Annotated in this window: 21 protein-coding genes and 1 tRNA gene; 11 read left to right on the forward strand and 11 right to left on the reverse strand. The window is 47.8% G+C overall.

Annotated features, from left to right (window positions below):
* Window positions 1-144 precede the first annotated feature (144 nt).
* The 3 genes from ACRC53_RS12445 to ACRC53_RS12455 all read left to right on the forward strand — a co-directional run bounded on the left by ACRC53_RS12445 (window position 145) and on the right by ACRC53_RS12455 (window position 4,267).
* On the forward strand, window positions 145-1,557 hold the full coding sequence (locus ACRC53_RS12445) for a uracil-xanthine permease family protein (RefSeq protein WP_438643710.1): 1,413 nt from the start codon (window positions 145-147) through the stop codon (window positions 1,555-1,557).
* Window positions 1,558-1,884: 327 nt separating this feature from the next.
* Window positions 1,885-2,142: a hypothetical protein gene (locus ACRC53_RS12450; protein WP_438643711.1), complete on the forward strand. Its 258-nt coding sequence runs from the start codon at window positions 1,885-1,887 to the stop codon at window positions 2,140-2,142.
* Between the two features lie 28 nt (window positions 2,143-2,170).
* Window positions 2,171-4,267, forward strand: coding sequence for an AsmA family protein (locus ACRC53_RS12455; protein ID WP_438643712.1), 2,097 nt, complete (start codon window positions 2,171-2,173; stop codon window positions 4,265-4,267).
* On the opposite strand, the gene fabY is transcribed toward ACRC53_RS12455, so the two are convergent.
* The 5 genes from fabY to typA all read right to left on the reverse strand — a co-directional run bounded on the left by fabY (window position 4,207) and on the right by typA (window position 9,727).
* Window positions 4,207-5,145, reverse strand: a complete 939-nt coding sequence (gene fabY / locus ACRC53_RS12460; protein WP_438643713.1) for a fatty acid biosynthesis protein FabY — start codon at window positions 5,143-5,145, stop codon at window positions 4,207-4,209. The two genes, ACRC53_RS12455 and fabY, sit on opposite strands and share 61 nt — an antisense overlap.
* Before the next feature lie 122 nt (window positions 5,146-5,267).
* Complete coding sequence (gene dtd / locus ACRC53_RS12465; protein WP_438643714.1) at window positions 5,268-5,702, reverse strand: D-aminoacyl-tRNA deacylase; 435 nt, start codon at window positions 5,700-5,702, stop codon at window positions 5,268-5,270.
* A 39-nt stretch (window positions 5,703-5,741) separates the two neighbouring features.
* Window positions 5,742-6,701, reverse strand: coding sequence for a prolyl aminopeptidase (pip, locus tag ACRC53_RS12470; RefSeq protein WP_438643715.1), 960 nt, complete (start codon window positions 6,699-6,701; stop codon window positions 5,742-5,744).
* A gap of 52 nt (window positions 6,702-6,753) precedes the next feature.
* Complete coding sequence (locus tag ACRC53_RS12475; RefSeq protein ID WP_438643716.1) at window positions 6,754-7,632, reverse strand: virulence factor BrkB family protein; 879 nt, start codon at window positions 7,630-7,632, stop codon at window positions 6,754-6,756.
* Between the two features lie 283 nt (window positions 7,633-7,915).
* A complete protein-coding gene (typA, locus tag ACRC53_RS12480) occupies window positions 7,916-9,727 on the reverse strand; it encodes a translational GTPase TypA (protein ID WP_438643717.1) in 1,812 nt (603 codons plus the stop codon).
* A gap of 571 nt (window positions 9,728-10,298) precedes the next feature.
* On the opposite strand from typA, the gene glnA reads away from it, so the two are divergent.
* Both glnA and ACRC53_RS12490 read left to right on the forward strand, forming a co-directional pair.
* Window positions 10,299-11,708 carry a glutamate--ammonia ligase gene (glnA, locus tag ACRC53_RS12485; RefSeq protein ID WP_438643718.1) on the forward strand — a complete coding sequence of 470 codons (1,410 nt, stop codon included), beginning with the start codon at window positions 10,299-10,301 and terminating at the stop codon, window positions 11,706-11,708.
* A gap of 393 nt (window positions 11,709-12,101) precedes the next feature.
* Window positions 12,102-12,698: a hypothetical protein gene (locus ACRC53_RS12490; RefSeq protein ID WP_438643719.1), complete on the forward strand. Its 597-nt coding sequence runs from the start codon at window positions 12,102-12,104 to the stop codon at window positions 12,696-12,698.
* 264 nt (window positions 12,699-12,962) lie between these two features.
* On the opposite strand, the gene pfkA is transcribed toward ACRC53_RS12490, so the two are convergent.
* Together pfkA and fieF are read right to left on the reverse strand one after the other, a co-directional pair.
* Window positions 12,963-13,925 (reverse strand): 6-phosphofructokinase, encoded by a 963-nt coding sequence (gene pfkA / locus ACRC53_RS12495; protein ID WP_438643720.1) that lies wholly within the window; start codon window positions 13,923-13,925, stop codon window positions 12,963-12,965.
* A gap of 292 nt (window positions 13,926-14,217) precedes the next feature.
* The gene (gene fieF / locus ACRC53_RS12500; protein ID WP_438643721.1) at window positions 14,218-15,135 is read right to left on the reverse strand and encodes a CDF family cation-efflux transporter FieF; all 918 of its coding nucleotides are present in this window, start codon (window positions 15,133-15,135) and stop codon (window positions 14,218-14,220) included.
* 217 nt (window positions 15,136-15,352) lie between these two features.
* Between fieF and ACRC53_RS12505 the strand changes: the two genes are divergently transcribed.
* Window positions 15,353-15,970: a cysteine hydrolase family protein gene (locus ACRC53_RS12505; RefSeq protein WP_438643722.1), complete on the forward strand. Its 618-nt coding sequence runs from the start codon at window positions 15,353-15,355 to the stop codon at window positions 15,968-15,970.
* 153 nt (window positions 15,971-16,123) lie between these two features.
* On the opposite strand, the gene tpiA is transcribed toward ACRC53_RS12505, so the two are convergent.
* A complete protein-coding gene (gene tpiA, locus ACRC53_RS12510) occupies window positions 16,124-16,888 on the reverse strand; it encodes a triose-phosphate isomerase (RefSeq protein ID WP_438643723.1) in 765 nt (254 codons plus the stop codon).
* A gap of 391 nt (window positions 16,889-17,279) precedes the next feature.
* On the opposite strand from tpiA, the gene ACRC53_RS12515 reads away from it, so the two are divergent.
* The 5 genes from ACRC53_RS12515 (at window position 17,280) to cysE (ending at window position 20,842) form a co-directional block, all read left to right on the forward strand.
* Window positions 17,280-17,356, forward strand: a tRNA-Pro gene (locus ACRC53_RS12515).
* Between the two features lie 552 nt (window positions 17,357-17,908).
* Window positions 17,909-18,343 carry a rhodanese-like domain-containing protein gene (locus ACRC53_RS12520; protein WP_438643724.1) on the forward strand — a complete coding sequence of 145 codons (435 nt, stop codon included), beginning with the start codon at window positions 17,909-17,911 and terminating at the stop codon, window positions 18,341-18,343.
* A 124-nt stretch (window positions 18,344-18,467) separates the two neighbouring features.
* On the forward strand, window positions 18,468-18,929 hold the full coding sequence (gene secB, locus ACRC53_RS12525; protein WP_438643725.1) for a protein-export chaperone SecB: 462 nt from the start codon (window positions 18,468-18,470) through the stop codon (window positions 18,927-18,929).
* Between the two features lie 47 nt (window positions 18,930-18,976).
* Window positions 18,977-19,984: an NAD(P)H-dependent glycerol-3-phosphate dehydrogenase gene (gene gpsA, locus ACRC53_RS12530; protein ID WP_438643726.1), complete on the forward strand. Its 1,008-nt coding sequence runs from the start codon at window positions 18,977-18,979 to the stop codon at window positions 19,982-19,984.
* 36 nt (window positions 19,985-20,020) lie between these two features.
* The gene (gene cysE, locus ACRC53_RS12535) at window positions 20,021-20,842 is read left to right on the forward strand and encodes a serine O-acetyltransferase (protein ID WP_438643727.1); all 822 of its coding nucleotides are present in this window, start codon (window positions 20,021-20,023) and stop codon (window positions 20,840-20,842) included.
* 66 nt (window positions 20,843-20,908) lie between these two features.
* Here the strand turns inward: cysE and trmL are convergent, their stop codons facing one another.
* The 3 genes from trmL to cpxR all read right to left on the reverse strand — a co-directional run bounded on the left by trmL (window position 20,909) and on the right by cpxR (window position 23,589).
* Window positions 20,909-21,373 (reverse strand): tRNA (uridine(34)/cytosine(34)/5-carboxymethylaminomethyluridine(34)-2'-O)-methyltransferase TrmL, encoded by a 465-nt coding sequence (trmL, locus tag ACRC53_RS12540; RefSeq protein WP_438643728.1) that lies wholly within the window; start codon window positions 21,371-21,373, stop codon window positions 20,909-20,911.
* Between the two features lie 135 nt (window positions 21,374-21,508).
* Entirely contained in the window at window positions 21,509-22,900 is a 1,392-nt protein-coding gene (gene cpxA / locus ACRC53_RS12545; protein ID WP_438643729.1) for an envelope stress sensor histidine kinase CpxA, read from the reverse strand.
* Window positions 22,897-23,589 (reverse strand): envelope stress response regulator transcription factor CpxR, encoded by a 693-nt coding sequence (cpxR, locus tag ACRC53_RS12550; RefSeq protein ID WP_438643730.1) that lies wholly within the window; start codon window positions 23,587-23,589, stop codon window positions 22,897-22,899. Before cpxR ends, cpxA begins: the two co-directional genes overlap by 4 nt.
* Window positions 23,590-23,701 lie beyond the last annotated feature (112 nt).

Below are 23,701 nucleotides of genomic sequence, written 5' to 3' on the forward strand. Positions count from 1 at the left end.
GGCAAACGTTTGCTTTTTGTGGTGATCACGTTAAAATGCGCGCCATATCTAGCCATACCCGCGTTAATGCACTAACCACAATCAATCATTGTGGACTTCATACATCACACTGTTTTCTCACTTTTATGATCACTGGAATCTAGCATGAGCTCACAAGCTATCGAACCGGAACACATCGATACCACTCCTGCACCTGCCGCCCGACATAACCCCGATCTGGTTTATCGTCTCGATGATCGCCCGCCGTTGCCACAAACCCTGTTTGCGGCCGGTCAGCACTTACTGGCGATGTTTGTGGCCGTTATCACGCCACCCTTGCTGATTTGTCAGGCCCTTGGCCTGCCAGTCGCCGATACCCAGCGCATCATCAGCATGTCACTGTTTGTTTCAGGCCTCGCCTCTTTTCTGACTATTCGCACGGTCGGGCCAATGGGTTCAGGTTTACTCTCAATTCAAGGCACCAGTTTCAATTTTCTCGGCCCAATTATTGCCGGAGGGCTGGCCTTAAAACAGGGTGGCGCAGATGTGCCAACCATGATGGCGGCGCTATTTGGCACCATTATTCTGGCCTCATTCAGTGAGGTGCTGTTATCGCGGATTTTGCATCTGGCGCAAAAAGTGATTACCCCACTGGTCTCGGGTATTGTCGTGACCTTAATTGGCCTGACGCTGATTCAAGTGGGTTTAGTCTCGATTGGCGGCGGTTTTGGCGCGCTCAGTGATGGCAGTTTTGGTAGCCCGAAAAATCTGCTGCTGGCCGGTGTAGTTATCGGGCTGATTGTACTGCTTAACCGCCAGCGTAACCCCTATTTACGGGTTGCTTCACTGGTGATTGCCATGGGTGCCGGTTATCTGGTGGCATGGGCATTGAACATGCTACCGAGTGTTCCGCACGATGCGCCATTACTGATGCTGCCAACGCCACTCTACTATGGTCTGAGCGTTGATTGGAGCTTACTGCTGCCGCTGGTACTGGTATTTTTAGTCACCTCGCTCGAAGCGATTGGTGATATTACCGCCACCTCTGAGATCTCTGAACAACCTGTTAGCGGGCCAATTTACATCCGTCGTATTAAAGGTGGGGTGCTGGCTGATGGTGTCAATTCTATACTTGCTGGAATCTTTAATAGTTTTCCTAATTCAACATTTAGCCAGAACAATGGCGTTATTCAAATGACTGGCGTTGCCAGCCGCTATGTCGGTTATGCCGTAGCCGCAATGCTGACGCTACTTGGCCTATTTCCTTCAATCGCCAACGGAGTACTGAGCATTCCCGAACCGGTACTGGGCGGTGCAACCATTGTGATGTTTGGCTCAATTGCTGCCGCTGGTGTACGAATTATTGCACGTGAACAGCTCGATCATCGCGCTGTGCTGATTATTGCTATTTCACTGGCTATGGGCTTAGGCGTAGCCCAACAGCCACAAATTCTGCAATTTGCCCCTGAGTGGTTGCGCTCAGTGCTCTCATCTGGTCTTGCGGCTGGAGGGTTTACAGCCATCGCACTCAACTTAATCTTGCCGCAAACGGTGTCTGAAGAGCAAACCGTTAAATAACCTTAAGCAAGCGCATCCCCCTTATAACGCGCTTAATAGATCATTCACTTGATCTATTAAGCGCATTTCTATTTAGTACATGACTCAGTGCATTATATTTTGTACTCAACTCGCCGCACGCTCTTCACTGCCCACCGCGCTTGCTAGCAGCTAAGCGCAGAGCACGAACCTGCTATTTCGCGTCAGGTGTATCTGTTCAAGATAATCAATAACAACATGCCGCAAGACTAGAAACTTACAACAGAAACAGGCAGACTGTTGATAAAATCAGCACATGTTGCTTATGGAAAAGTACTGTTCTTACCACAAAAAATACACGGAGAGTCCATGTCTGATAATTTCACCTTACTTAACCAAATACTCAAAGAGCGCACACCTGAAGAACTCCTATTTTTATCTGATCTGCTCCTCAAACAAGGCTTGCTACACTTGGCGATACGCTGTCTTGAGCACGTCTATCAACAGTTAGGAACATCTCCTCAGCTTGAAATGCGGTTAGCCCATGCCTATACAAAAGCGGGCATGTCCCCTTTGAATAGACAACACATTGAATCCAATATGCAACACCACTCTTCTTGTGCATAACGCTTTGGATTGTCATCAATCGCCTATTATGAAGATACTGACAAAATTTTTAGCCACCTTCGTTGTTTTACTCGGGTTAGCCAGCATATTGGCTTACGTACTCTTGCAAACACCGTTTGGCGCAGAGCAGGTGAGCCGTTGGGTTTCCACCCATACGCCGTATCAATTGTCATTGCGGAGTATTCAGCACAACCTGTTATCGCCACGCCAAATTCACCTCAAAGAGGTACGTTTAGCGCATCGTGGTACTGCCATTGTTGATGCACGGCAAATCACCTTAACACTGAATCTACAAACCTTATTGCACCCACTGCACTGGCAAAAAATCCAATTACAAGAAGGAGAGTTGCGCCTCCCTGCACTGCTACAGCCGGCAAGTAGCCCATTTTTATACGCACAACTACTGCAACTTGATAACATGGCTATCAGCAGCCGTATTGCCGGCATGCCCTTAACAGCCCATCCAGTGAATGGCGGGATCACCCCATTTAGCCCTGATCAACAGCGTTTTTTAGGGAAAAATACCCGCTTTGAACTCGCATCACCACAGTTAGAGATAGGTGAATTAAGCCTCAATAACCTCTTTTTACAGGGCCATTGGCAGCAAGGAAAACTGAGTATTGATGATTTTGGTGCTGATATCCTACAAGGGCAAATCACAGCCAAAGCCGAGCGCAGCACACAAGGGGCATGGAAAATTAATGCGCTACGGCTTACACATCTACGCCTACAAGATAACCGCTTGCCTGCGTTACTTTCTCACTATTGGCGCATCTTACCCAAGATGACCTTACAACGCGCTGATCTTATTGGCATACGGGTTGAAGGCAATGATTGGTCAGTTAACGATCTTGATCTGAGCCTGCATAACCTACACATCGGCCAAGGCATGTGGTCATCACATGAGGGTCAACTGAATATCAACGCAGCTGATCTGGTGCAAGGAGATCTACACCTACGCGAGCCTGCATTGCACCTTAGCTTTACGCCTGAGGGCATTAATATTGATGATTTTAGTACCCGTTTTGAAAATGGGCTTATTAGTGGCTATGGCAACTGGCGTTCGGCTGATCATCGCCTACAATGGGATCAACTCAATATCACCGGTGTGGAATACCCGATGCCCATAAAATGGGTACAAGGGTTTACTCGCCCACTGCCAACAGCACTTAGCCAAATCGACATCGTAAAACTAGAGCTCAACAACAACTTATTGGTGGATACAAACCCGCTGCACCCTTTTCAATTCACGGCCCTCAATGCCAACGGCAGCAATCTGCAGCTGGTACAACAGCAACGGTGGGGATTGTGGTATGGCAACTTGCGCGTTAGTGCTCGCGAAGCCACCGTCAACAAAGTAGATATGCGTAATGTTGCCATTGATCTGCACGCAGATAACGGCGCAGTCACCTTACGTGATTTCAGTGCATTTACCGGAAAGGGCTTGCTTGAAGGGAGTGGCACACTGCTGCAACGTGATAACTGGCCAGCCAGCCTGCAACTGAGTGGACAGCAGATAGCACTCGACAGCCTACAACGGTGGGGATGGCAAACTTTACCCCTACGGGGAGTGGGAGATCTCACACTACACTTGCGCGCAAATCTGCGTACAGCGAATGCAGTACGGCAATCCCTCAACGGAGAGCTGCAACTCACAGCTGACCAAGCTCTCTTACGCAACATCAGTGCCCCACGTTTATGGGAAAGTGCTGCGCTGTCATCTTTACCTAATCAATGGCTTACACATGCTGCCCTCGAAGGGCAGCAAACAGTACTGAAAAATCTACAACTGCATCTACAAGCCCAAAATGGGCAAATACAGGTACAAAATACTGCCTTTAGCGGCGATCAACTGCAAGGGAAGATCCGTGGTAGTTATTCACTTATACAGCCACCGGTCAGCCTAATGGCCGCACCAGACCCACTGCAACTGCAACTCGATAACCGTGTTAACTGCCAGCGGCTAACGCGAATATGGGCTGCACCACTCATCAAAACTGTGCCATCGGCGCTCCCTGCAAACACAGTGAGTATCTCTGATACAACACCAAATAGCTTATCTGTTCACAGCAGCAGTTCAGTGAATGGCGTTCCTGAATGTGTACCAGCAGGCAATACAATGTAAGTACCCACAAACACCGCGCCTTGCGACTCATCGGTCAGTAAGCGCACTTTCATCTGCACGCGGGCTTTGCGTCCGCGTGCCAAACGATCCAGATCACCACCTAAATCATTCAGATCCGCCACCGCCCGCGGACGGTTACGCACTGCCTGCGGATAACGGATATGCGCATCTACCAAAATAATCTCACCACCTAGATTACGCTCACGCAGCAGCAACCAAATTAGCCCCCAACCGGTTAGCGTTGCCAGTGAAAATAGGCTGCCAGCAAACACCGAATCATGCGGATTCAAATTGGCATTCAGCGGCAGTGTTGTTTCAAAACGCTGGCCGGAGTACTGCACAATCTTTACCCCCATTTTTTCACTGATCGGAATGGACTGATACCACGCCTGCTGTAACTGCTGACACCAGTCTGGCCGGTGTAAAATGGCATCCATATCTGGCAGCGGCTTTATCATCAAGAAATGCCGTATTGGTGTTGTCAGCCCCGCTTGGATCTCACCGTGATTTTGATAACCCAGCTGAGTAAAAAAAGGCACAGCCTCTTCACGGGCACTACACACGACCCGTTTTGCCCCCTCTTGGCGTGCCACTGACTCTAGTGCCATCGCCACGAGAGTCCCTAAACCACGCCCACGTAAACGAGCATCAACGGCCATAAAGCGGATCGCTGCCTCATCATCGGCATTGATATAGACCCGCCCAATCGCCACCGGATTATCCTGATCATCCACCACCATCTGATGATGTGCGCAGGCATCATAACCATCGCGTTCTGATCCTACCGGCTGGCGTAGTGGTTCACGTAACATCTGCCAGCGAAAATGGTAATAACGCTGCAAAGCTTCTGCTGTCAGCGGCGTACTTAAGCGATACATCCTTGTCGCCCTCTTTACAATTAAAAAATCAAGAGAAAAATAGGTTGCTGATATCCACGCGACTTAAAATTCCCACGCGCACTGGCACAACCAAATAGAAAGATACATGGCCTAATATACCGTTATACCTGCAACCAGAAGGTCACTGGGCCATCATTTTGTAGGCTAACTTGCATATCCGCAGCAAACTGCCCTTGGGCTGTGCTGATTTTTTCACGGCAATAGGCACTGAAATAGTCGTACAACGCCTCAGCCTGTTGTGGCAAAGCCGCTGCTGAAAAGCTTGGGCGCATCCCTTTTTGGGTATCAGCTGCCAGCGTAAATTGGGAAACCACCAACACACTGCCACCGGCTTGCTGTACATTCAGGTTCATCTTGCCATCGGCATCATCAAAAATGCGATAACCCAACACCCGATCAACCAGACGACGCGCTTTCGCCTCATCATCCTCTTTTTCCACACCCAGCAAAATCAGCAGCCCGTGGCCAATCTCCCCCACCACTTGCCCGTTAACCTCGACCCGTGCTTCACGCACACGCTGAATCAATCCAATCATCCTAATCACTCTCTTTTTCTGAAAGACCCAAATCGGCAACTACAGCGGGTATGCCTCCGTTAGCTTAAGCAGTGCCCGAATCAACCCGTCGGTAATCCCCGGCTCTAAACTGCTGTGGCCCGCATTTGGCACTACCTGCAAGGTGGCTTGTGGCAACACTTGGCAAAGCTGCCATGCATTCTCAAACGGGCACACCATATCGTAACGGCCATGCACAATACGCAGCGGTATCGCCTGCAATACTGCCGCATTCTGCACAATAAAATTCTCAGGCAAGCGTGTCGCCGCACGAAAATAGTGGCACTCCAACCGTGCCAGCGCGACCGCATGCTGCAAATTACTCATCTGCTCCCACACCGTTGGGTCTGGCAGCAACTGCATCAAATGCGCCTCCCACAACGCCCAGCTTTTTGCTGCGGCACTGCGCTCTAACTCATTATCCGAACTCAGACGTTGCCAGTAACTCTCCAACACCTGCTCACTATCGGTAACATGGCCAAGTGGTGCAATAAACTGCTGGTAATGCTCAGGAAACACCTGACTGGCACCGCCCTTCGGGCTGTAGAGCCAATCAAAATCTTGTTGGCGGGAAAGAAAAACACCGCGCAGTACCATTGCACTGACATGCTGCGGATGGGCAATCGCATACAATAAACTTAACGTACTGCCCCACGAACCGCCAAACAGCATCCATTGTGATACATCGAGCGATTCACGGATCGCTTCCATATCATCAATTAAGGCTTGTGGATGATTATCCTGCACACTGCCATACGGCAGTGAGCGGCCACAGCCACGTTGATCAAACAAAATAATATGAAAACGGGCGGGATCAAAAAAACGGCGGCTCTGTTCATTGCAGCCCGCACCAGGGCCACCGTGTACAAACAGCACCGGAATACCCTGCGGATTACCGGCCTGCTCTACATAGATTTGGTGTTCTCCACGGCGCATAAAGCCGCTTGCAAACGGGTGAATAGGTGGATACAAATGAAACATAACAACTCCCTATACCGTGGTGAACACATATTTAACGGCACGCTATTGGCCTTTATTTGCCTTCTGAGTCAGGGTTTACGGTCAGTGTGCTCACTAGCTTTTGTTGCTGCCATTCCCCCAATGCTGCCGTAACCTCTGCACCTAATAACACAATACACCAGCTTAAATAAACCCAAACAAATAAAATAGGGATCACGGCCATCGCACCGTAAATCAACTGATACGATGGGAAAAATGTAATATACAGTGTAAAAATTTTCTTACTGACTTCAAACAATAGTGCGGCAAAAATTGCACCACTAAGAGCATGCCGTGTTGCAACCCGTTCAGTCGGCACCACACTGTACAATAGCCAAAATGACAACAAAGATAACATCATCGGTAACAGCACTAACAACCGATCTAACGCACCATTAATGCCTGTGTCTGTCAGCAATTTAAGTGATAATAAATAGGAGCTAGTGACTAAACTTGTTCCAGCCAGCAGTGGGCCAAGCGTTAAAATCATCCAATACACTGCAAATGACACCATCGCCGGGCGGCGATGTTTACTGCGCCAGATTGCATTTAACGCTTTATCGACCGCAGAAATAAGCAGTAACGAAGTCACAACCAACGCAATAATGCCTACCGCACTCATGTTGCTCGAATTAGAAACAAACTGATCAAGATAATTTTGTACCACATCACCGGTTGCCGGCACAAAATTACTGAAGATAAAATGCTTTACCTTATCGGTGATCCCAACAAAAACCGGAAAAGCAGTAAAGACTGAAAAAATGACCGTCACTAAAGGCACTAATGAAAGCAGTGTCACATAGGCAAGATAACCGGCTGTCACGGTCAAACGGCTCTCATGGCTACGTGCCAATAATAGGCGGAGAAAACTCCGACTTTGCCGCCATATTGTCGGCTGCAACCCTGTCTGCATCGCACTTTCCCTCATCTATTGTTATTTTATCAGAACATTGTGTAATGATAATGCACGCAACAACATTACGTTGCTTAACATTTCTTACTCATTAAACGTAAGTGGTGCTGAGTACACTGTCATCCTAAAAAAACGCAACGCTGCTTTTCCTCCTCAGTTTCACTTTCATTTTTTGTGTGATAAATAAAAAAAGAGGATACCCGAAGGCATCCTCTTTCTCATCACCTAAAATATCATAGTGACATATTAGGTAGCCGAGCACACAAGCACTAATCCACAGGGATTACTTACGGTGCGCGCGCTTACGATCGTTTTCAGTCAGGTGTTTCTTACGAATACGAACGCTTTGTGGTGTAACTTCTACCAGTTCGTCATCATCAATAAACTCAAGAGCTTGCTCTAGCGTCATCTTGATAGGGCTAACCAGCGTTGTCGCTTCGTCTGTACCAGAAGCACGCATGTTAGTCAGCTTCTTACCTTGCAGACAGTTTACAGTCAGGTCATTAGAACGGCTGTGAATACCGATGATTTGACCTTCGTAAACTTCAGTACCGTGACCCAAGAACAGACGACCACGATCTTGCAGGCTGTACAAGGCATAAGCCAGTGCTTTACCTGTACCGTTAGAGATCAGAACACCGTTGATACGCTGACCGATTTCGCCCGGACGCACGTCATCATAGTGGCTGAAGCTGGAGTACAGCAGACCAGTACCAGAAGTCATGGTCATGAAGTCGGTACGGAAACCGATCAGGCCACGGCTAGGGATGATGTAATCCAAACGGATACGGCCCTTGCCATCAGGGATCATATCGCGCATTTCACCCTTACGCAGACCCATCGCTTCCATCACAGAACCTTGGTTCTGCTCTTCGATGTCCAGAGTCACTTGCTCGAATGGCTCTTGTTTACGGCCATCGATATCACGGAAAATTACTTTCGGGCGAGATACTGCCAGCTCGTAACCTTCACGACGCATGTTTTCGATCAGAACAGACAGGTGCAATTCACCACGGCCTGATACACGGAATGCATCTGGATCTTCTGTCTCTTCAACGCGCAGTGCAACGTTGTGTACCAGCTCTTTACGCAGACGATCAAGGATCTGACGTGAAGTCACAAACTTACCTTCGCGGCCACAGAATGGCGAGGTGTTTACACAGAAGAACATGGTAACAGTAGGCTCATCAACCGTCAGTGCTGGCAGAGCTTCAACTGCTGCTGGATCGCACAGCGTATCAGAGATATTCAGTTCACCTAAACCGGTGATAGCGATGATATCGCCCGCTTCACACACATCAGCTTCAATACGTTGCAGACCCATGTGGCCCAGCACTTTACCGACTTTACCGTTACGACGGTTGCCTTCGCTATCAATGATAACAATCTGCTGGTTTGGCTTCACTGAACCACGCTTGATACGGCCGATACCGATAACACCAACATAGTTGTTGTAATCGAGCTGAGAGATTTGCATCTGGAATGGTGCTTCCATCTCAACTTTTGGAGGTTCAACGTGCTTAACGATAGTTTCGAACAGTGGCGTCATATCATCTGCCATCTGATCCGTTTCCAGACCTGCAATACCGTTCAGTGCTGAAGCATAAACGATAGGGAAGTCGAGTTGTTCATCCGTTGCACCAAGGTTAACAAACAGATCAAAGACCTGATCAACAACCCAATCAGGGCGTGCACCCGGACGGTCAACTTTGTTGATAACCACAATCGGACGCAAACCATAAGCAAATGCTTTTTGGGTCACGAAACGGGTTTGTGGCATCGGGCCATCCATTGCATCTACCAGCAACAGCACGGAATCTACCATCGACATCACACGCTCTACTTCACCACCGAAGTCGGCGTGACCTGGGGTGTCAACGATGTTAATGCGGTATCCGTTCCACTCGATAGCAGTATTTTTAGCCAGAATGGTAATCCCACGCTCTTTTTCCAGATCGTTGGAGTCCATTACACGTTCGGTCGCGTCATTACGCTCTCCGAGAGTGCCGGATTGTTGCAGTAGCTTATCAACCAGGGTGGTTTTACCATGGTCAACGTGGGCAATGATGGCGATATTACGCAGATTCTCAATCACAGATGTGGTCTCTGGGGGGTTAACAAATTAGCGGCTATTGTACACAGGTTGAGCAAAAGACTAAACCGATCACAGCAAAACATTGCTGGCAAGTTTACCTGCCTGCGGGCGTGAGCCACTTCACAAGGTACACAATTACAGTGTGAACATTATTACAGAAGAATCATCATTTTGCTGCCACATATCGATCTCAATATGATTTTAACGGCAAACTTGGCGAATCCTCTGCTCACTTCGCTGATGAATTATACAACCAACTTGATATAGAAGGATATTAATTCCTTCGTTGCACCAAAATAGTGCGACCACTCACCATATTAGTGCATTACTACGGGGTTGAACACCACAGTTTGACATGGCATGCTGCTCCTTCACAGGGAATATCACGAACCATTAGAGTTGGCATGCTTCTCGCTTAGTTCATTATGAAGGCACGAAGCGGCCTAGGTTTCAGATATAAATGAGCAACAAATCAGGTATACATTAGCCGCACGCAACCCATTTATCCGTGAGTTTGTGCACTAAACATCCACGACAACACCATGATTGCGACAACATCGGAGGTTACACCATGTCAGCTGAACACGTATTAGCACTGCTGCAAGAACACGAAGTTAAATTCGTTGACCTGCGCTTTACTGACACCAAAGGCAAGGAGCAGCACGTATCAATTCCAGCACATCAAGTCAATGCTGACTTCTTTGAAGAGGGCAAGATGTTTGATGGCTCTTCTATTGAAGGCTGGAAAGGCATTAATGAATCAGACATGGTTTTAATGCCTGATCCAACCACTGCTGTGATAGATCCGTTCACTGATGAAAGCACACTGATCGTTCGTTGCGATATTCTTGAGCCAGGAACAATGCAAGGCTATGATCGCGATCCGCGCTCTATCGCCAAACGTGCAGAAGATTTCCTGCGCTCTACTGGCATTGCTGATACGGTGTTATTCGGGCCAGAGCCTGAGTTTTTTGTGTTTGATGATGTACGCTTTAGCACCGGCATTTCTGGCTCTTTCTTTAAGCTTGATGATATCGAAGCGGCATGGAATACCGGCACAGAGTACGAAGGTGGCAACAAAGGCCATCGTCCGGCCGTCAAAGGCGGTTACTTCCCGGTTGCCCCGGTTGATTCATCACAAAACCTGCGCTCTGCCATGTGTTTGGTGATGGAGGAGATGGGCTTAGTGGTTGAAGCACACCACCATGAAGTGGCCACTGCTGGCCAAAACGAAGTGGCTACCCGCTTCAACACCATGACCATCAAAGCAGACGAAATTCAGATTTATAAATATGTGGTGCACAACGTTGCGCATGCATACGGTAAAACTGCAACCTTTATGCCTAAACCTCTGTACGGTGATAATGGCTCAGGCATGCATTGCCACCAGTCTTTAGCAAAAAATGGCGTAAACCTGTTCTCAGGTGATAAGTATGCCGGTTTGTCTGAAATGGCACTGTACTACATCGGCGGTATCATCAAGCATGCAAAAGCCATCAACGCTTTTGCTAACCCAACCACTAACTCCTACAAGCGTTTGGTGCCAGGTTATGAAGCGCCAGTTATGCTGGCATACTCTGCCCGTAACCGCTCGGCCTCTATCCGTATTCCAGTGGTTGCCAGCCCGAAAGCTCGCCGTATTGAGGTGCGCTTCCCAGATCCAGGTGCTAACCCATACTTGGCGTTTGCTGCCCAGTTGATGGCCGGTCTTGATGGCATCATCAACAAAATTCATCCTGGCGATGCCATGGATAAAAACCTGTACGATCTGCCACCGGAAGAAGCGGCTGAGATCCCAACTGTTGCCGGTTCTCTGGAAGAAGCAATGCAAGCACTTAACGAAAACCGCGAGTTCTTAACCCGTGGTGGTGTATTTACTGATGACTTTATCGATTCTTATATTGAGTTGAAACGCGCGGATATCGACCGTGTGCGCATGATGCCGCATCCTGTTGAGTTTGAAATGTACTACAGCGTTTAAGTTTTTCTTGCTGCTAAACTTGCATTTAGCCTATCGAAAAATAAAACACTGGCGGAAACTTCACCGCTCATGCGTGTAACAACTCATTTTGTTGCCGTGGAAACTTTCAGCCCGCCTCACAAGCGGGCTTTTTTACGCTTGCGGTACACCACCTGAACTGATGACACTATACCATTGCGGTATTATCGTGACGTGTTGTAACGCCAATCTGCAGTATCGTACCTTAACGTTATGATGAATATTGCGATAACGTAACGCTATCGTGTCACCAGATCTTCATACAAAATCTCAGACATGCACGGAATATCTGGTATCGCCATTCACGCAGCATAACTATAGAGATACTGTGTGGTAGCCTAAAACCCCACTTTTTTGATTTGCGGAGAATGCGTCATGCGCCTGTTTTGTTTAACATTGCTGCTATTAAGCACACCGGTGCTGGCCAGTGAAACTCGCGTGATCTGTTCATGGACAGACGCTCGTGGTACGACACACTTTAGTACCACCAAAACTAAAGGGGCGACCTGTAAAGAGATTTCACCCAGTGCGCCGATAAAATATGACTCTGGCAAACTGCCAAGCAGTAAACTACCTAACCGAGCGTCGGTTGCCAGTAGTAGCACGGCCAGTGTGCCACGCATCCACCCGCAAGAGGTCAGCAACTTAACAACCCAAATTGCAATTTTATCGCCAATTGATGAGCAAACTGTTCGTAACAATAGTGGTGATATTGATGTGACTGTGATGGTTGTTCCCAAACTCACTGAGAGCCAAACAGTGCAACTGTTGCTAGATGGTAGCCCAAACGGACTGCCTACCCGCAGTATTCAGCAACAATTGAAAAATATTGACCGAGGTTCACATCAGATCAGTGCACAACTGTTTGATAAGGGGAAGGTGTTAGCCACTGCACCTGCGGTAACGGTCTATCTGCACCGCGCCAGTGTGCTTAATCGTGAGGCACTTAATCCGCCAATAACGCCCAAATAAATGCCTTGATAGCTCGGTGTACTCTCTGTACGGATATACGCATACGATAAAAAAATGCACCTTACTTTGTTGGTATACCCAACGTTTGGGGTGCAATTCACACGGTACTATTTATGCAGTCGCGTTGATATAATCGTCATGCTCACATAACCATCTTTATCCTGCGTCATTTATATCGCACAGTTCACAAGCCCTTTAGCTTTACCTACTCATGAACCTGAGGCGGTAAATCATCGTCTGTGAGCAACGGCATTGCCGCTGACATTAGAACAGTTTTTTTGCCGTTGCCAGCCAATCAGCTTTAAACGGGCGCTTCATATTTTCAATCGCATCAATAATATCGTGGTGTACCATCTTCTCATTGAGGATGCCAACACAACGGCCACCGTAACCCTCTTGCAGCAGATCAACAGCATACGCCCCCATACGAGACGCTAAAATACGATCGTAAGCGACCGGTGCACCACCGCGCTGAATATGGCCCAAAATAGTGGATCGGGTTTCACGCTGAGTCTCTTTTTCGATAAAGCGCGCCAGTTCATTCACATCACACATATGCTCAGTGATAGCAACGATGGCATGTTTTTTACCCTTACTGATACCGGCACGGATCTCATCGACCAGTTCAGCACGGTTAAATTCAACTTCAGGGATAACGATAAACTCGCAGCCACCTGCAATGGCCGCTGCCAGTGTCAGATCGCCACAATGACGACCCATCACTTCAACAATCGAGATACGCTGGTGTGAAGAGGAGGTGTCACGCAGGCGGTCAATCGCTTCGAGTACCGTTTCTAACGCGGTAAAATAACCTATAGTATAGTCAGTACCAGCTACGTCATTATCAATTGTGCCCGGCAGACCGATACACGGGAAACCCATTTCAGTCAGCTTTTTTGCACCCATGTAAGAGCCATCACCGCCGATAACCACCAGCGCATCAATACCATGCTGATGTAAATTGGCGATAGATTCTTGACGGATCTTCTCTTCACGGAACTCTGGAAAGCGTGCCGAGCCTAAAAATGTACCACCACGGTTAATGACATCTGATACGCTCTGGCGATCAAGTTGACGAATCCGGTTTTGATGCAGACCCAGATATCCATCTTGGATCCCGTACACTTCCAATCCTTCGCCTAATGCCGCACGCACAACACCACGAATTGCAGCATTCATTCCCGGTGCATCACCACCGCTGGTCAATACGCCAATCTTTTTGATCATGACAACCCTCTGACTCTCGAAGTTAATGATTGTTTTCGTTGTACAGCACAACAGGCATCCCCCAATGTCACTGCTGTTCTGTATTACAACTCAACAATCGGCACGCTACCCTCATTCACGCCCAGTAACGCTAATAGTAATAAAATGAAGTGATGAGTATTACAATTTTGACAAAAAACTACGTTGATGCTCATCACAGTAACTCATCTCACCTACTGGGCAGACAAGATCGCCAAGCTTACTCCATTCAGCTTAACGTTTTATGTCTCATCAACCTACCATAGCTGATTTTTCATCCTGAAACGGTTTGGCCTTGTGCACTGTCTTTCATCTCTTCAGGTACAGCAGAAACAGGATCTTGGTGAATCATCACATCGGCACCGGGAAACATCGCGATCAGATCTTTTTCCAGCCCGTCAGCAATCCTATGCGCATCAACCAGCGGCAAGGCATCATCTAACTCAAGATGCAATTGAATAAAGCGTGTAGGCCCAGCACGGCGAGTACGTAACTGATGCACCCCCATGACACCCGCAGTAGACCGCACTTTTTGTAAAATTTGCTCACGCTCTGCAACAGGCAATGCTTGATCCATTAATGACTGCACTGCCTGATATGCCATGTAAAATGCACTGACTAAAATGTAGCAACCAATGCCGATTGCAAACAGCGCATCAGCTTTACCCCAGCCCCACCAGCTTAAACCCAGCGCCAGCAAAATCGCGCCGTTCATCAGTAGATCACTTTGATAATGCAGCATGTCAGCTTTAATGGCTTGGCTATCGGTACGGCGTACGACGTAACGCTGAAAAATCAGTAGCATTAAAGTGACTAATAGTGCAAATAAGGTCACCGCAACCCCTAGACTCAGATCGTCCATAGGTTGTGGCTTGATTAGGCGCTCTACCCCTTGTAATAGCAGGAAAAATGCCGACCCACAGACAAAGGCACTTTGTGCCAATGCCGCCAGTGACTCAGCTTTACCGTGGCCAAATCGGTGATCTTCATCTGGTGGTTGCAACGAGTAACGGATCACCAATAGGTTAGTTAATGACGCAGCAATATCCAGGAGCGAATCAACCACCGAAGCCAATAGGCTGACAGCACCGGTTTTCCACCATGCCACTATTTTTACCAATAGCAGCAAGGTGGCCACTAAGGTAGAACATAAGGCAGCCAGTTTTACCCAGCGCCCATAATCCTGATTCATGGTGTAACCCCTTCTGATTCTGTTTTCATACTGGCTCATTTTGCCTCTCGTTTTTCTATGAAGGCCAGTATAACGTTTTCCACGTTATGTCGCCTATGCTGCCATTGACGCAACTGCACACAAGATTACCCCGTGATTTTCTTGAAGGAGAGAGGGCTCTAGCGCATACTTTTTCTTTTATCTCTGTCACTATTTCTAGAATAAATAAGGTAAACCCATGTCTGTATCATGCTGCCAAGATAACCACCATGCGACCCCAAAAATTGCGCTATTACTGCTCGATTTTATGAACGAAACTATTGACCCGCAGGGCAAATCAGCCGCACGAGGTTATGCTGAGTTTGCGCACCAACACCACTCTTTGCAGCATATCGCTACGCTTTTACATCATGCACGGGCACAGCAGTGGAAAGTGATACATGTACGGGTTGCTTTTTCTGCTGATTATCGCGAAGTAAACACTAACTCACCTTTATTCGCTGGTGCAGCAAAAGCCGGTGCATTCCAAGATGGCAGTTGGGGCGGAGAGTTTTATCCAGCGTTTGCGCCGCAAGCAGGGGAAGATGTGATCACCAAACACCGTGTGAGTGCATGGTATGGTACTGACTTGGCATTGCGGTTACGGGCTGCAGGAATTACCCAATTGGTTATGGCAGGTTGTGCGACTGATTTAGTTGTGCAAAGCACAGTACGTGAAGCGCACGATCAAGATTTTATCTGTACAGTGGTCAGTGATTGCTGCATCGCCGCGTGTGATGATGACCAAAATGCTACCTTGCGCATGCTCGAAAAAGTGGCTCACGTTCTGACCGTCGATGCTATTACGGGCTGTTAGTATCACGGTAGGCTATTGGTGCAATAACAAGTATAAAAAGCCGATACATGATATTATCAATATTCGCGTTTATACTAAATATAACTGCATTAATTTCCCTAAACACCTTGTTGGGGCAAAGTATTACCTCGCCCCAACAAGATAGAAACACAATTACGCTTTTGCTTTTGCAGCCGCTTTTACGATGACGGCAAAAGCATCTGCTTTGAGTGATGCACCACCGACCAGTGCACCATCGATATCTGGCTGAGTAAACAGCTCGGCAGCATTAGCCGCGTTAACTGAACCACCGTACTGGATAATAACTTGTTCTGCAACGGCAGCATCATGCTTGGCAATATGGCCACGAATAAATGCATGAATTGCTTGTGCTTGTGCAGGAGTTGCCGATTTTCCTGTACCAATGGCCCAGATAGGTTCATAGGCAATCACTGCGCCCATCAGTGCTTGCGCGCCTAATGTTGTAAGTACTGCATCGAGTTGAGTTGCACACACCGCTTCTGTTTCACCGGCTTCATTTTGTGCATCCGTTTCACCAATGCAGAGTACAGGTGTTAAACCTGCCGTTTTGAGTGCGGCAAACTTTTGTGCGATAAACGCATCGCTCTCATGGTGGTAAGTACGACGCTCAGAGTGGCCAATAATAATGTACTGTGCACCAAACTCTTTGAGCATCTCAGGAGAGATATCACCGGTAAATGCACCTGCAACGTTCACATCCACATTTTGTGCACCCAATACCACCGCAGAATTGACTAATGCGTTCTGGGCTTCAGCCAGATACATCACCGGCGGTGCAATGGCTACGCCACAACCTTCAACACCGGCCAATTCCGCATTTAGACCTGCGATCAGATCTTGCACCATGGCTTTGTTACCGTTTAGCTTCCAGTTACCCATCACTAATGGACGACGCATGCTTGTACTCTCCAATCAACAATCTTATCAATAAGATGCATTATTTGTGGTGTGCGCAGCAAACTACTGCGGTTCTAAAACAGAATTGGAAAAATATAACAGCTATTTGAATCGATTTATCTGAGAGCCATCATAGATTTTAGGATTGCATGATTTTTTCTGTTGCCTATTTACGAAAATTGCTTACATCTTTATGTATATCGCATGACCATTTTTTTATGCTATTAACCGGTGCGTGCAGTGTATTGATACAAAAATGAAGAGAGACAGAAAAAACAACGTATAGCTTGTTGATAAATAATACAAATAGGGCAATAAAAATACAGTTGCACCCTTCTGATTATAAAAAGAGTTGACGCGATCATGTGTGCTGATTAAGATGCGCGTCATACGGTGAGTAGCGCAGCCCGGTAGCGCAACTGGTTTGGGACCAGTGGGTCGGAGGTTCGAATCCTCTCTCACCGACCATATTAAAAAAAGCCCGCTCAATGAGCGGGCTTTTTGCATTCTATTACCATGAACAAGGTCAGAGCGTGCATTTGCTATATTTTCTTGTGTATTCGTCTCTGTTTTAAGTGAATGCACTTTGTATGTATGCAATCGCCTTATCACAAAAATGCCTTCTCTTTTTACTCCATCTTTCTTTCATTCCTTTATTCACTTTTCTTAGGTTCTGTCTTTACTTTTTTTGCGCACGTTAACACGATTAGTACTCACTGTGTTTACCCCCTTCTGACTTTTATGCTCTTTTCCCTGCACATTGTTATGGTTTTTACGTTGTGCTTTTATCTGCTTGTGGCGCGAATACTACAGGGTATGAAGCACGATAGGTTGGCTCTATTTTGGCCCACAATGGAACAAAACGAGGCGGTTATTACTCTGACAAATTGGCAATAAGGATTACTGAGTGCCAATACGCCCACATATTGCAGTGATCAGTAGGCGGGAAAGCTGTAATTGGTGTTCTAGGCAGGTATACTCAGACCTCTTTCACTCATTTACCCTTAATGGCGAAATACTATGCAGCAACAAATCATGCAATTTATTCAGGGTCACACCCTTCTTAGTGTGGCATGGATTGGGCTATTTGTGGCCGTGATCGTAACCACATATAAAAGCCGTTTTTCCCCCATTAAAACGGTCGATAATGCACGTGCTACACAACTGCTCAATCGTGAAAATGCGATAGCAGTCGATATCCGCTCACCTGAGGATTATCGTAAAGGCCATATCGTTGATAGTGTAAACATCCTGCCCTCTGCGATTAAAGATAATCATGTCGGTGAGCTAGAAAAGTATAAAGCACAGCCTGTTATTGTAGTATGTGCTACCGGAATGACCGCACGCAGTGCGGCAGAGAACTTGCATAAGCTCGGTTTTTCGCAAGTTAGCGTACTGAGCGAAGGGATTACTGGCTGGTCAGCCGCTCACATGCCATTGGCGCGTGGAAAGTAAACACTTCGTTTATTATTACGCTTTGCTATACAGTGCAATAAACGCCACCAATGTCTATGGCAACAGCACTGGCAAAGCATCCTCCCCGTTTTCAAGGAAACGAAACTAGAAGGTAATAATTGTCATGTCTGAGCAAAATATGAGTGAAACCCTGTTCCAAATTCAGCGTATTTACACGAAAGATGTCTCTTTTGAAGCACCTAACTCGCCAACTATTTTCCAAAAAGAGTGGCAGCCCGATGTGAAATTAGATCTGGATACTGCATCAAATGAGCTAGGTGATAACGCTTATGAAGTGGTTCTGCGTTTGACTGTGACGGCAAATGTTGGCGATCAGGTTGCGTTTTTATGTGAAATTCAGCAAGCCGGTATTTTCTCTGTAGCAGGCCTTGATGCTTCACAATTAGCACACTGCCTAGGTGCATACTGCCCGAATATTCTGTTCCCGTATGCCCGTGAGTGTGTGACGAGTCTAGTGACCCGCGGTACATTCCCACAATTGAATTTAGCGCCAGTAAATTTTGATGCATTGTTCATGAACTACTTGCAAGAACAAGCTCAACAAGGTCAAACTGAACAGGCATAATTGCAGCAATACATTCTGTTTTGTTGCCGAAAAAAGAAGATAACACCATGATGAAACCAGATGTCGCCATGACAGTGATCGGTGCCGGTTCGTACGGTACAGCACTTGCTCTTACTCTTGCTCGTAATCATCACCGTGTCATGTTGTGGGGACATAATCCACAGCACATGGCGAGTCTGGTCTCTTCGCGCGAAAACAGTGCTTTTTTGCCGGGTGTTCCCTTCCCTGCGGCATTGGCAATCGAACCCGATTTAGCCACTGCCGTGGCCGCTAGCCGTGATCTCCTGATTGTTGTTCCTAGCCATGTATTTGGCCAAGTGCTGACGAAGATCAAACCTTATTTACGCCCTGAAAGCCGGATTGTCTGGGCAACGAAGGGGCTCGAAGCGGATACCGGCCGCCTTTTAGAAGAGGTGGCGCGTGAAATTTTAGGTGATGCAATACCACTGGCGGTGCTCTCTGGCCCAACATTTGCCAAAGAGATGGCTGCTGGTATGCCAACGGCCATTTCAGTGTCAGCAACCGATCCACAATTCTCTGCAGATTTGCAAGCCTTGTTTCATTGTGGAAAAAGTTTTCGTGTTTACAACAACCCTGATTTTGTCGGTGTGCAGCTCGGTGGTGCGGTAAAAAACGTGATCGCCATTGGTGCGGGTATCTCTGACGGTATGGGGTTTGGTGCTAATGCACGCACTGCACTTATTACCCGTGGTTTGGCCGAGATGAGCCGGTTAGGGGTCGCGTTGGGCGCAGAGCCTGCCACCTTTATGGGCATGGCCGGATTAGGCGATCTGGTATTAACATGCACAGATAACCAATCACGCAATCGCCGTTTTGGGCTTATGTTAGGGCAAGGCAATGGTGTCGATACCGCCCAACAGAGTATCGGTCAGGTGGTTGAGGGGTATCGCAATACCAAAGAGGTGTATATTTTAGCCCAACGCCTTGGCGTTGAAATGCCGATTACGGAACAAATTTATCAGGTGCTTTATTGCGGGAAAGATGCGCGTGAAGCGGCTGTTGCACTGCTCGCGCGTGCCAGCAAAAACGAGTAATACCTATGTCTGTGGGTTATGGTGGAGTCGGTTGGCATGTATAAACCAGAGCTGGATCTGATCTGGCAAGAGATCAAACAAGAGGCGCGGCAACTGGTTGAAGGCGAGCCAATGCTGGCCAGTTTTTTTCATGCCACGATTTTAAAACACAACCATTTAGGTAATGCACTTAGCTATATTTTAGCCAACAAATTAGCAACAGCAACAATGCCTGCCATTTCAGTGCGAGAGATCATTGAAGAGGCACACGAACACGATTGTGGCATCATTGAAAGTGCAGCATTCGATATCCGCGCTGTACGCGATCGTGATCCGGCCGTCAGCATGTGTACTACGCCACTGCTGTATTTAAAGGGTATTCATGCGCTGCAAGGCTATCGGGTGGCAAATTGGTTATGGCAGCAAAATCGCACTTCACTGGCCATTTACTTGCAAAACCAAATCTCGGTAGTGTTTGCCGTAGATATTCATCCGGCAGCTCGTATTGGCCACGGGATTATGCTCGACCATGCCACCGGCATTGTAATTGGTGAAACGGCAGTAGTCGAAAATGATGTGTCTATTTTGCAAAATGTCACTCTTGGTGGCACGGGTAAAGAGTCGGGCGATCGCCATCCAAAAATCCGTGAAGGGGTAATGATTGGCGCAGGTGCAAAAGTACTGGGCAATATTGAAGTCGGGCGCGGGGCTAAGATTGGCGCAGGTTCAGTGGTGTTACAGGCTGTACCACCACATACCACTGTCGCGGGTATTCCTGCGCGTATTGTCGGGCGACCAGGTTGTGCCAAGCCCTCACTGGAGATGGATCAAGACTTTGATCTGCTGCGGCATCACTTCTCGCATGGCGACGGTATTTAACCGCCGCCGTTAGGTGAGGATTAGCTTACGCAACGGTACAATTGACCCTTTCATCACGCACGCAAACTAGCGCGCTCCTGCATACCCTAACTGCCGCCATGACTCATACACCACAACAGCCACGGTATTTGACAAATTCATGCTGCGGCTCTCTGCGCACATGGGGATTCGGATTTTTTGCTCTGGTGGTAACGCGTCTAAAATGTCAGCCGGAATACCACGAGTTTCTGGGCCAAATAGCAGAAAATCCCCTGCTTGATAGTTGATTTCACTGTGATTTGGCGTGCCTTTGGTGGTCAGCGCAAACAGGCGCATTGGCTGCTCACTGGCCAGAAAAGCGGCATAATCGTGGTGACGTTTAATTGCAGTAAACTCATGGTAATCGAGCCCCGCCCGACGCAGGCGCTTATCATCCCAAGTAAATCCAAGCGGTTCGATCAGGTGCAACCGATAGCCCGTGTTGGCACACAAACGGATAATATTGCCAGTATTCGGCGGAATTTCAGGCTGATACAGAACGATATTCAGCATACAGAGGATTTCACTGATCAGGGTTAATAGAGTAGCAGGAGAATACCCGATCCATACGAAAGGGTAAAATACGATAACACTGGCCAGTTAACAAAAAACCGGCCAGTGAATAACAGCGTTAACGGATAAAACGCTTTAGTCGGCTAACGGTAAGCTAATGATCACCCGTAATCCACCTTGTGGGCTGGTACTAGCACTGATTGTGCCACGATGCTGTCGAATCGCATTATCCACAATGGCCAACCCTAAACCGGTTCCACCAGAAGTCCGCGTACGTGCTTCATCGGTACGGTAAAAGGGGCGGAAAATTTTCTCTCGCTCTTCGGGTGGCACGCCTGGCCCATCATCATCAATAAAAATATGCAGCATACGTGGCATATCACTGCCCGTATCACATTGAAAGCGCAAGCTAATCATATGATACGCATAGCGCAGAGCATTGCGGATCACGTTCTCAAGGGCACTTTCGAGCAGTGCACGATTACCGCTCAGTGGCCACGGTTGCAGCACATCCTCAATCACTAAGGTTTTTCCGCTCTGTTCTGCCTCAAAGGTCGCATCGTCTAACACAGGTTCCCATAACTCATCTGCATGCAGGGCTTCACGATCAAGATGGCTGTTGAGCTGTAAACGCGACAGCGCCAAGAGATCGCCAATCATACCGTCTAACCGCTGGGCTTCGGTTTCAATTCGGGCCAGCTCACTGCTTTCCCCCTGACGGCGGCGTACCAGTGCGGTCGCCAGTTGTAAGCGAGTCAGTGGGGTGCGTAACTCATGAGAGATATCAGATAACAGACGCTGTTGATTCCCAACCATCTGCTCAAGAACGGTGACCATTTGGTTAAAACTGCGCCCTGCAGCACGAAACTCTTTTGATCCACGCTCAAGCAGTGGATCAAGGGTGAGTTCGCCACCTGCCACTTTATTGGCAGCTTGCTGTAAACGCCGCGCTGGGCGTGCCAGACTCCAAGCTAACCATAACAAAAAGGGGGTACTACTTAGCATTGTCACTGCCAATAGGGTGATTGGGTGATCGAGCAAGTAGTTAATCAGCCCTCGATTAGGATCGGTAGGGTGCGATAAAAAAAGGCGGTATATTTCACTGTGCGCAAACACAATAAAGGGCCCAATAACGATGCGCTGGTCGTACAGCTTTTTACGCGGATGCTGTAAATCTTCTGACAGCGAGACAAAATTATTCATGTCGCGCGCGCCCATATGACCTGAGCTAAGGAGTAAACCATCACCCCGTTGGATCACCACCCGCACACGAGAGTGCTGATTGCTATTTAGCGATTGCCGAATTTGCCGATCTGTTGCATCAGCGGGCAAGGCTTGCAGTTGCCGACTGAGTTGGTTAGCCATGCGTTGATAGGTAACTCTTTCACGTGGTGACAGTTCGGTCACATTGCGGCTATCCCAGCGTGGCAACATCAACACCAACAACAACACCAATGCCAGCGTAAACCAAAAAATCGCAAAAATTCGCGCAGTCAGGCTATTGAGGGTAGTGAGTACCCCCATCATGCCGTGGTCACCAACAGATAACCGCGCCCTCGCAGGGTTTTAAACCAAGGTTGGCCATCACTGCGCTCAGGCAATTTTTTACGCAAATTAGACATGTGCATATCAATTGAACGGTCAAACGGTGAAAGGCGTTTACCTAAAATGTCGAGACTTAAGGTTTCCCGCGAGATAATTTCACCAGGATGCTGAATTAACAGGTGCAACAGGGTAAATTCAGTTCCCGTTAAATCGAGGGCAGTATCTTGATAACGCACCTCTTGTCGCCCTGGATAGAGTGTGATCACATCAAAAATCAGGCTCTCGTGCCCCTTCTCTTCACTGCCACTGGCCCGGATAGTTCGTCGCAAAATAGCGCGAATGCGTGCGACGAGTTCACGATCATTAAACGGTTTAGGCAGGTAGTCATCCGCACCCAGCTCTAGCCCCAGCACTCTATCTAACTCACTGCCGCGTGCAGTCAGCATCAGTACTGGCGTTGTGAAGTTCAAACGCAATGCCTTGAGTGTTTCAAGCCCGTTGCGTTTTGGCATCATAATATCAAGTAAAATCAGATCGATACTCTCATCTAATATATGCAGTGCTTGATCGCCATCATGTGCAATAAGCACTGAAAAGCCTTCCATTTCGAGCAATTCTGAGAGTAAATCGGTTAATTCGTGGTCATCATCCACAAGCAATAGTTTGGTCATACTGTCCCTCCGCCTGATATAAGGTATGCTATCCCCCGTTTGACAACCATGTCCCTTTACATAGCTTTACACCACCTGACAACTCTTTGCATAGATACACCTACAATGCGTC

Source organism: Plesiomonas sp. (genome assembly GCF_051652165.1).
GTDB lineage: Bacteria > Pseudomonadota > Gammaproteobacteria > Enterobacterales > CAMTGL01 > Plesiomonas.

What these genes read in the sequence shown, in the direction of transcription:
- ACRC53_RS12445 (WP_438643710.1), top strand. Translation starts at nt 145, where the DNA reads ATGAGCTCACAAGCTATCGAACCGGAACACATCGATACCACTCCTGCA.
- ACRC53_RS12450 (WP_438643711.1), top strand. Translation starts at nt 1,885, where the DNA reads ATGTCTGATAATTTCACCTTACTTAACCAAATACTCAAAGAGCGCACA.
- ACRC53_RS12455 (WP_438643712.1), top strand. Translation starts at nt 2,171, where the DNA reads ATGAAGATACTGACAAAATTTTTAGCCACCTTCGTTGTTTTACTCGGG.
- fabY (WP_438643713.1), bottom strand. Translation starts at nt 5,145, where the DNA reads ATGTATCGCTTAAGTACGCCGCTGACAGCAGAAGCTTTGCAGCGTTAT.
- dtd (WP_438643714.1), bottom strand. Translation starts at nt 5,702, where the DNA reads ATGATTGGATTGATTCAGCGTGTGCGTGAAGCACGGGTCGAGGTTAAC.
- pip (WP_438643715.1), bottom strand. Translation starts at nt 6,701, where the DNA reads ATGTTTCATTTGTATCCACCTATTCACCCGTTTGCAAGCGGCTTTATG.
- ACRC53_RS12475 (WP_438643716.1), bottom strand. Translation starts at nt 7,632, where the DNA reads ATGCAGACAGGGTTGCAGCCGACAATATGGCGGCAAAGTCGGAGTTTT.
- glnA (WP_438643718.1), top strand. Translation starts at nt 10,299, where the DNA reads ATGTCAGCTGAACACGTATTAGCACTGCTGCAAGAACACGAAGTTAAA.
- ACRC53_RS12490 (WP_438643719.1), top strand. Translation starts at nt 12,102, where the DNA reads ATGCGCCTGTTTTGTTTAACATTGCTGCTATTAAGCACACCGGTGCTG.
- pfkA (WP_438643720.1), bottom strand. Translation starts at nt 13,925, where the DNA reads ATGATCAAAAAGATTGGCGTATTGACCAGCGGTGGTGATGCACCGGGA.
- fieF (WP_438643721.1), bottom strand. Translation starts at nt 15,135, where the DNA reads ATGAATCAGGATTATGGGCGCTGGGTAAAACTGGCTGCCTTATGTTCT.
- ACRC53_RS12505 (WP_438643722.1), top strand. Translation starts at nt 15,353, where the DNA reads ATGTCTGTATCATGCTGCCAAGATAACCACCATGCGACCCCAAAAATT.
- tpiA (WP_438643723.1), bottom strand. Translation starts at nt 16,888, where the DNA reads ATGCGTCGTCCATTAGTGATGGGTAACTGGAAGCTAAACGGTAACAAA.
- ACRC53_RS12520 (WP_438643724.1), top strand. Translation starts at nt 17,909, where the DNA reads ATGCAGCAACAAATCATGCAATTTATTCAGGGTCACACCCTTCTTAGT.
- secB (WP_438643725.1), top strand. Translation starts at nt 18,468, where the DNA reads ATGTCTGAGCAAAATATGAGTGAAACCCTGTTCCAAATTCAGCGTATT.
- gpsA (WP_438643726.1), top strand. Translation starts at nt 18,977, where the DNA reads ATGATGAAACCAGATGTCGCCATGACAGTGATCGGTGCCGGTTCGTAC.
- cysE (WP_438643727.1), top strand. Translation starts at nt 20,021, where the DNA reads ATGTATAAACCAGAGCTGGATCTGATCTGGCAAGAGATCAAACAAGAG.
- trmL (WP_438643728.1), bottom strand. Translation starts at nt 21,373, where the DNA reads ATGCTGAATATCGTTCTGTATCAGCCTGAAATTCCGCCGAATACTGGC.
- cpxA (WP_438643729.1), bottom strand. Translation starts at nt 22,900, where the DNA reads ATGATGGGGGTACTCACTACCCTCAATAGCCTGACTGCGCGAATTTTT.
- cpxR (WP_438643730.1), bottom strand. Translation starts at nt 23,589, where the DNA reads ATGACCAAACTATTGCTTGTGGATGATGACCACGAATTAACCGATTTA.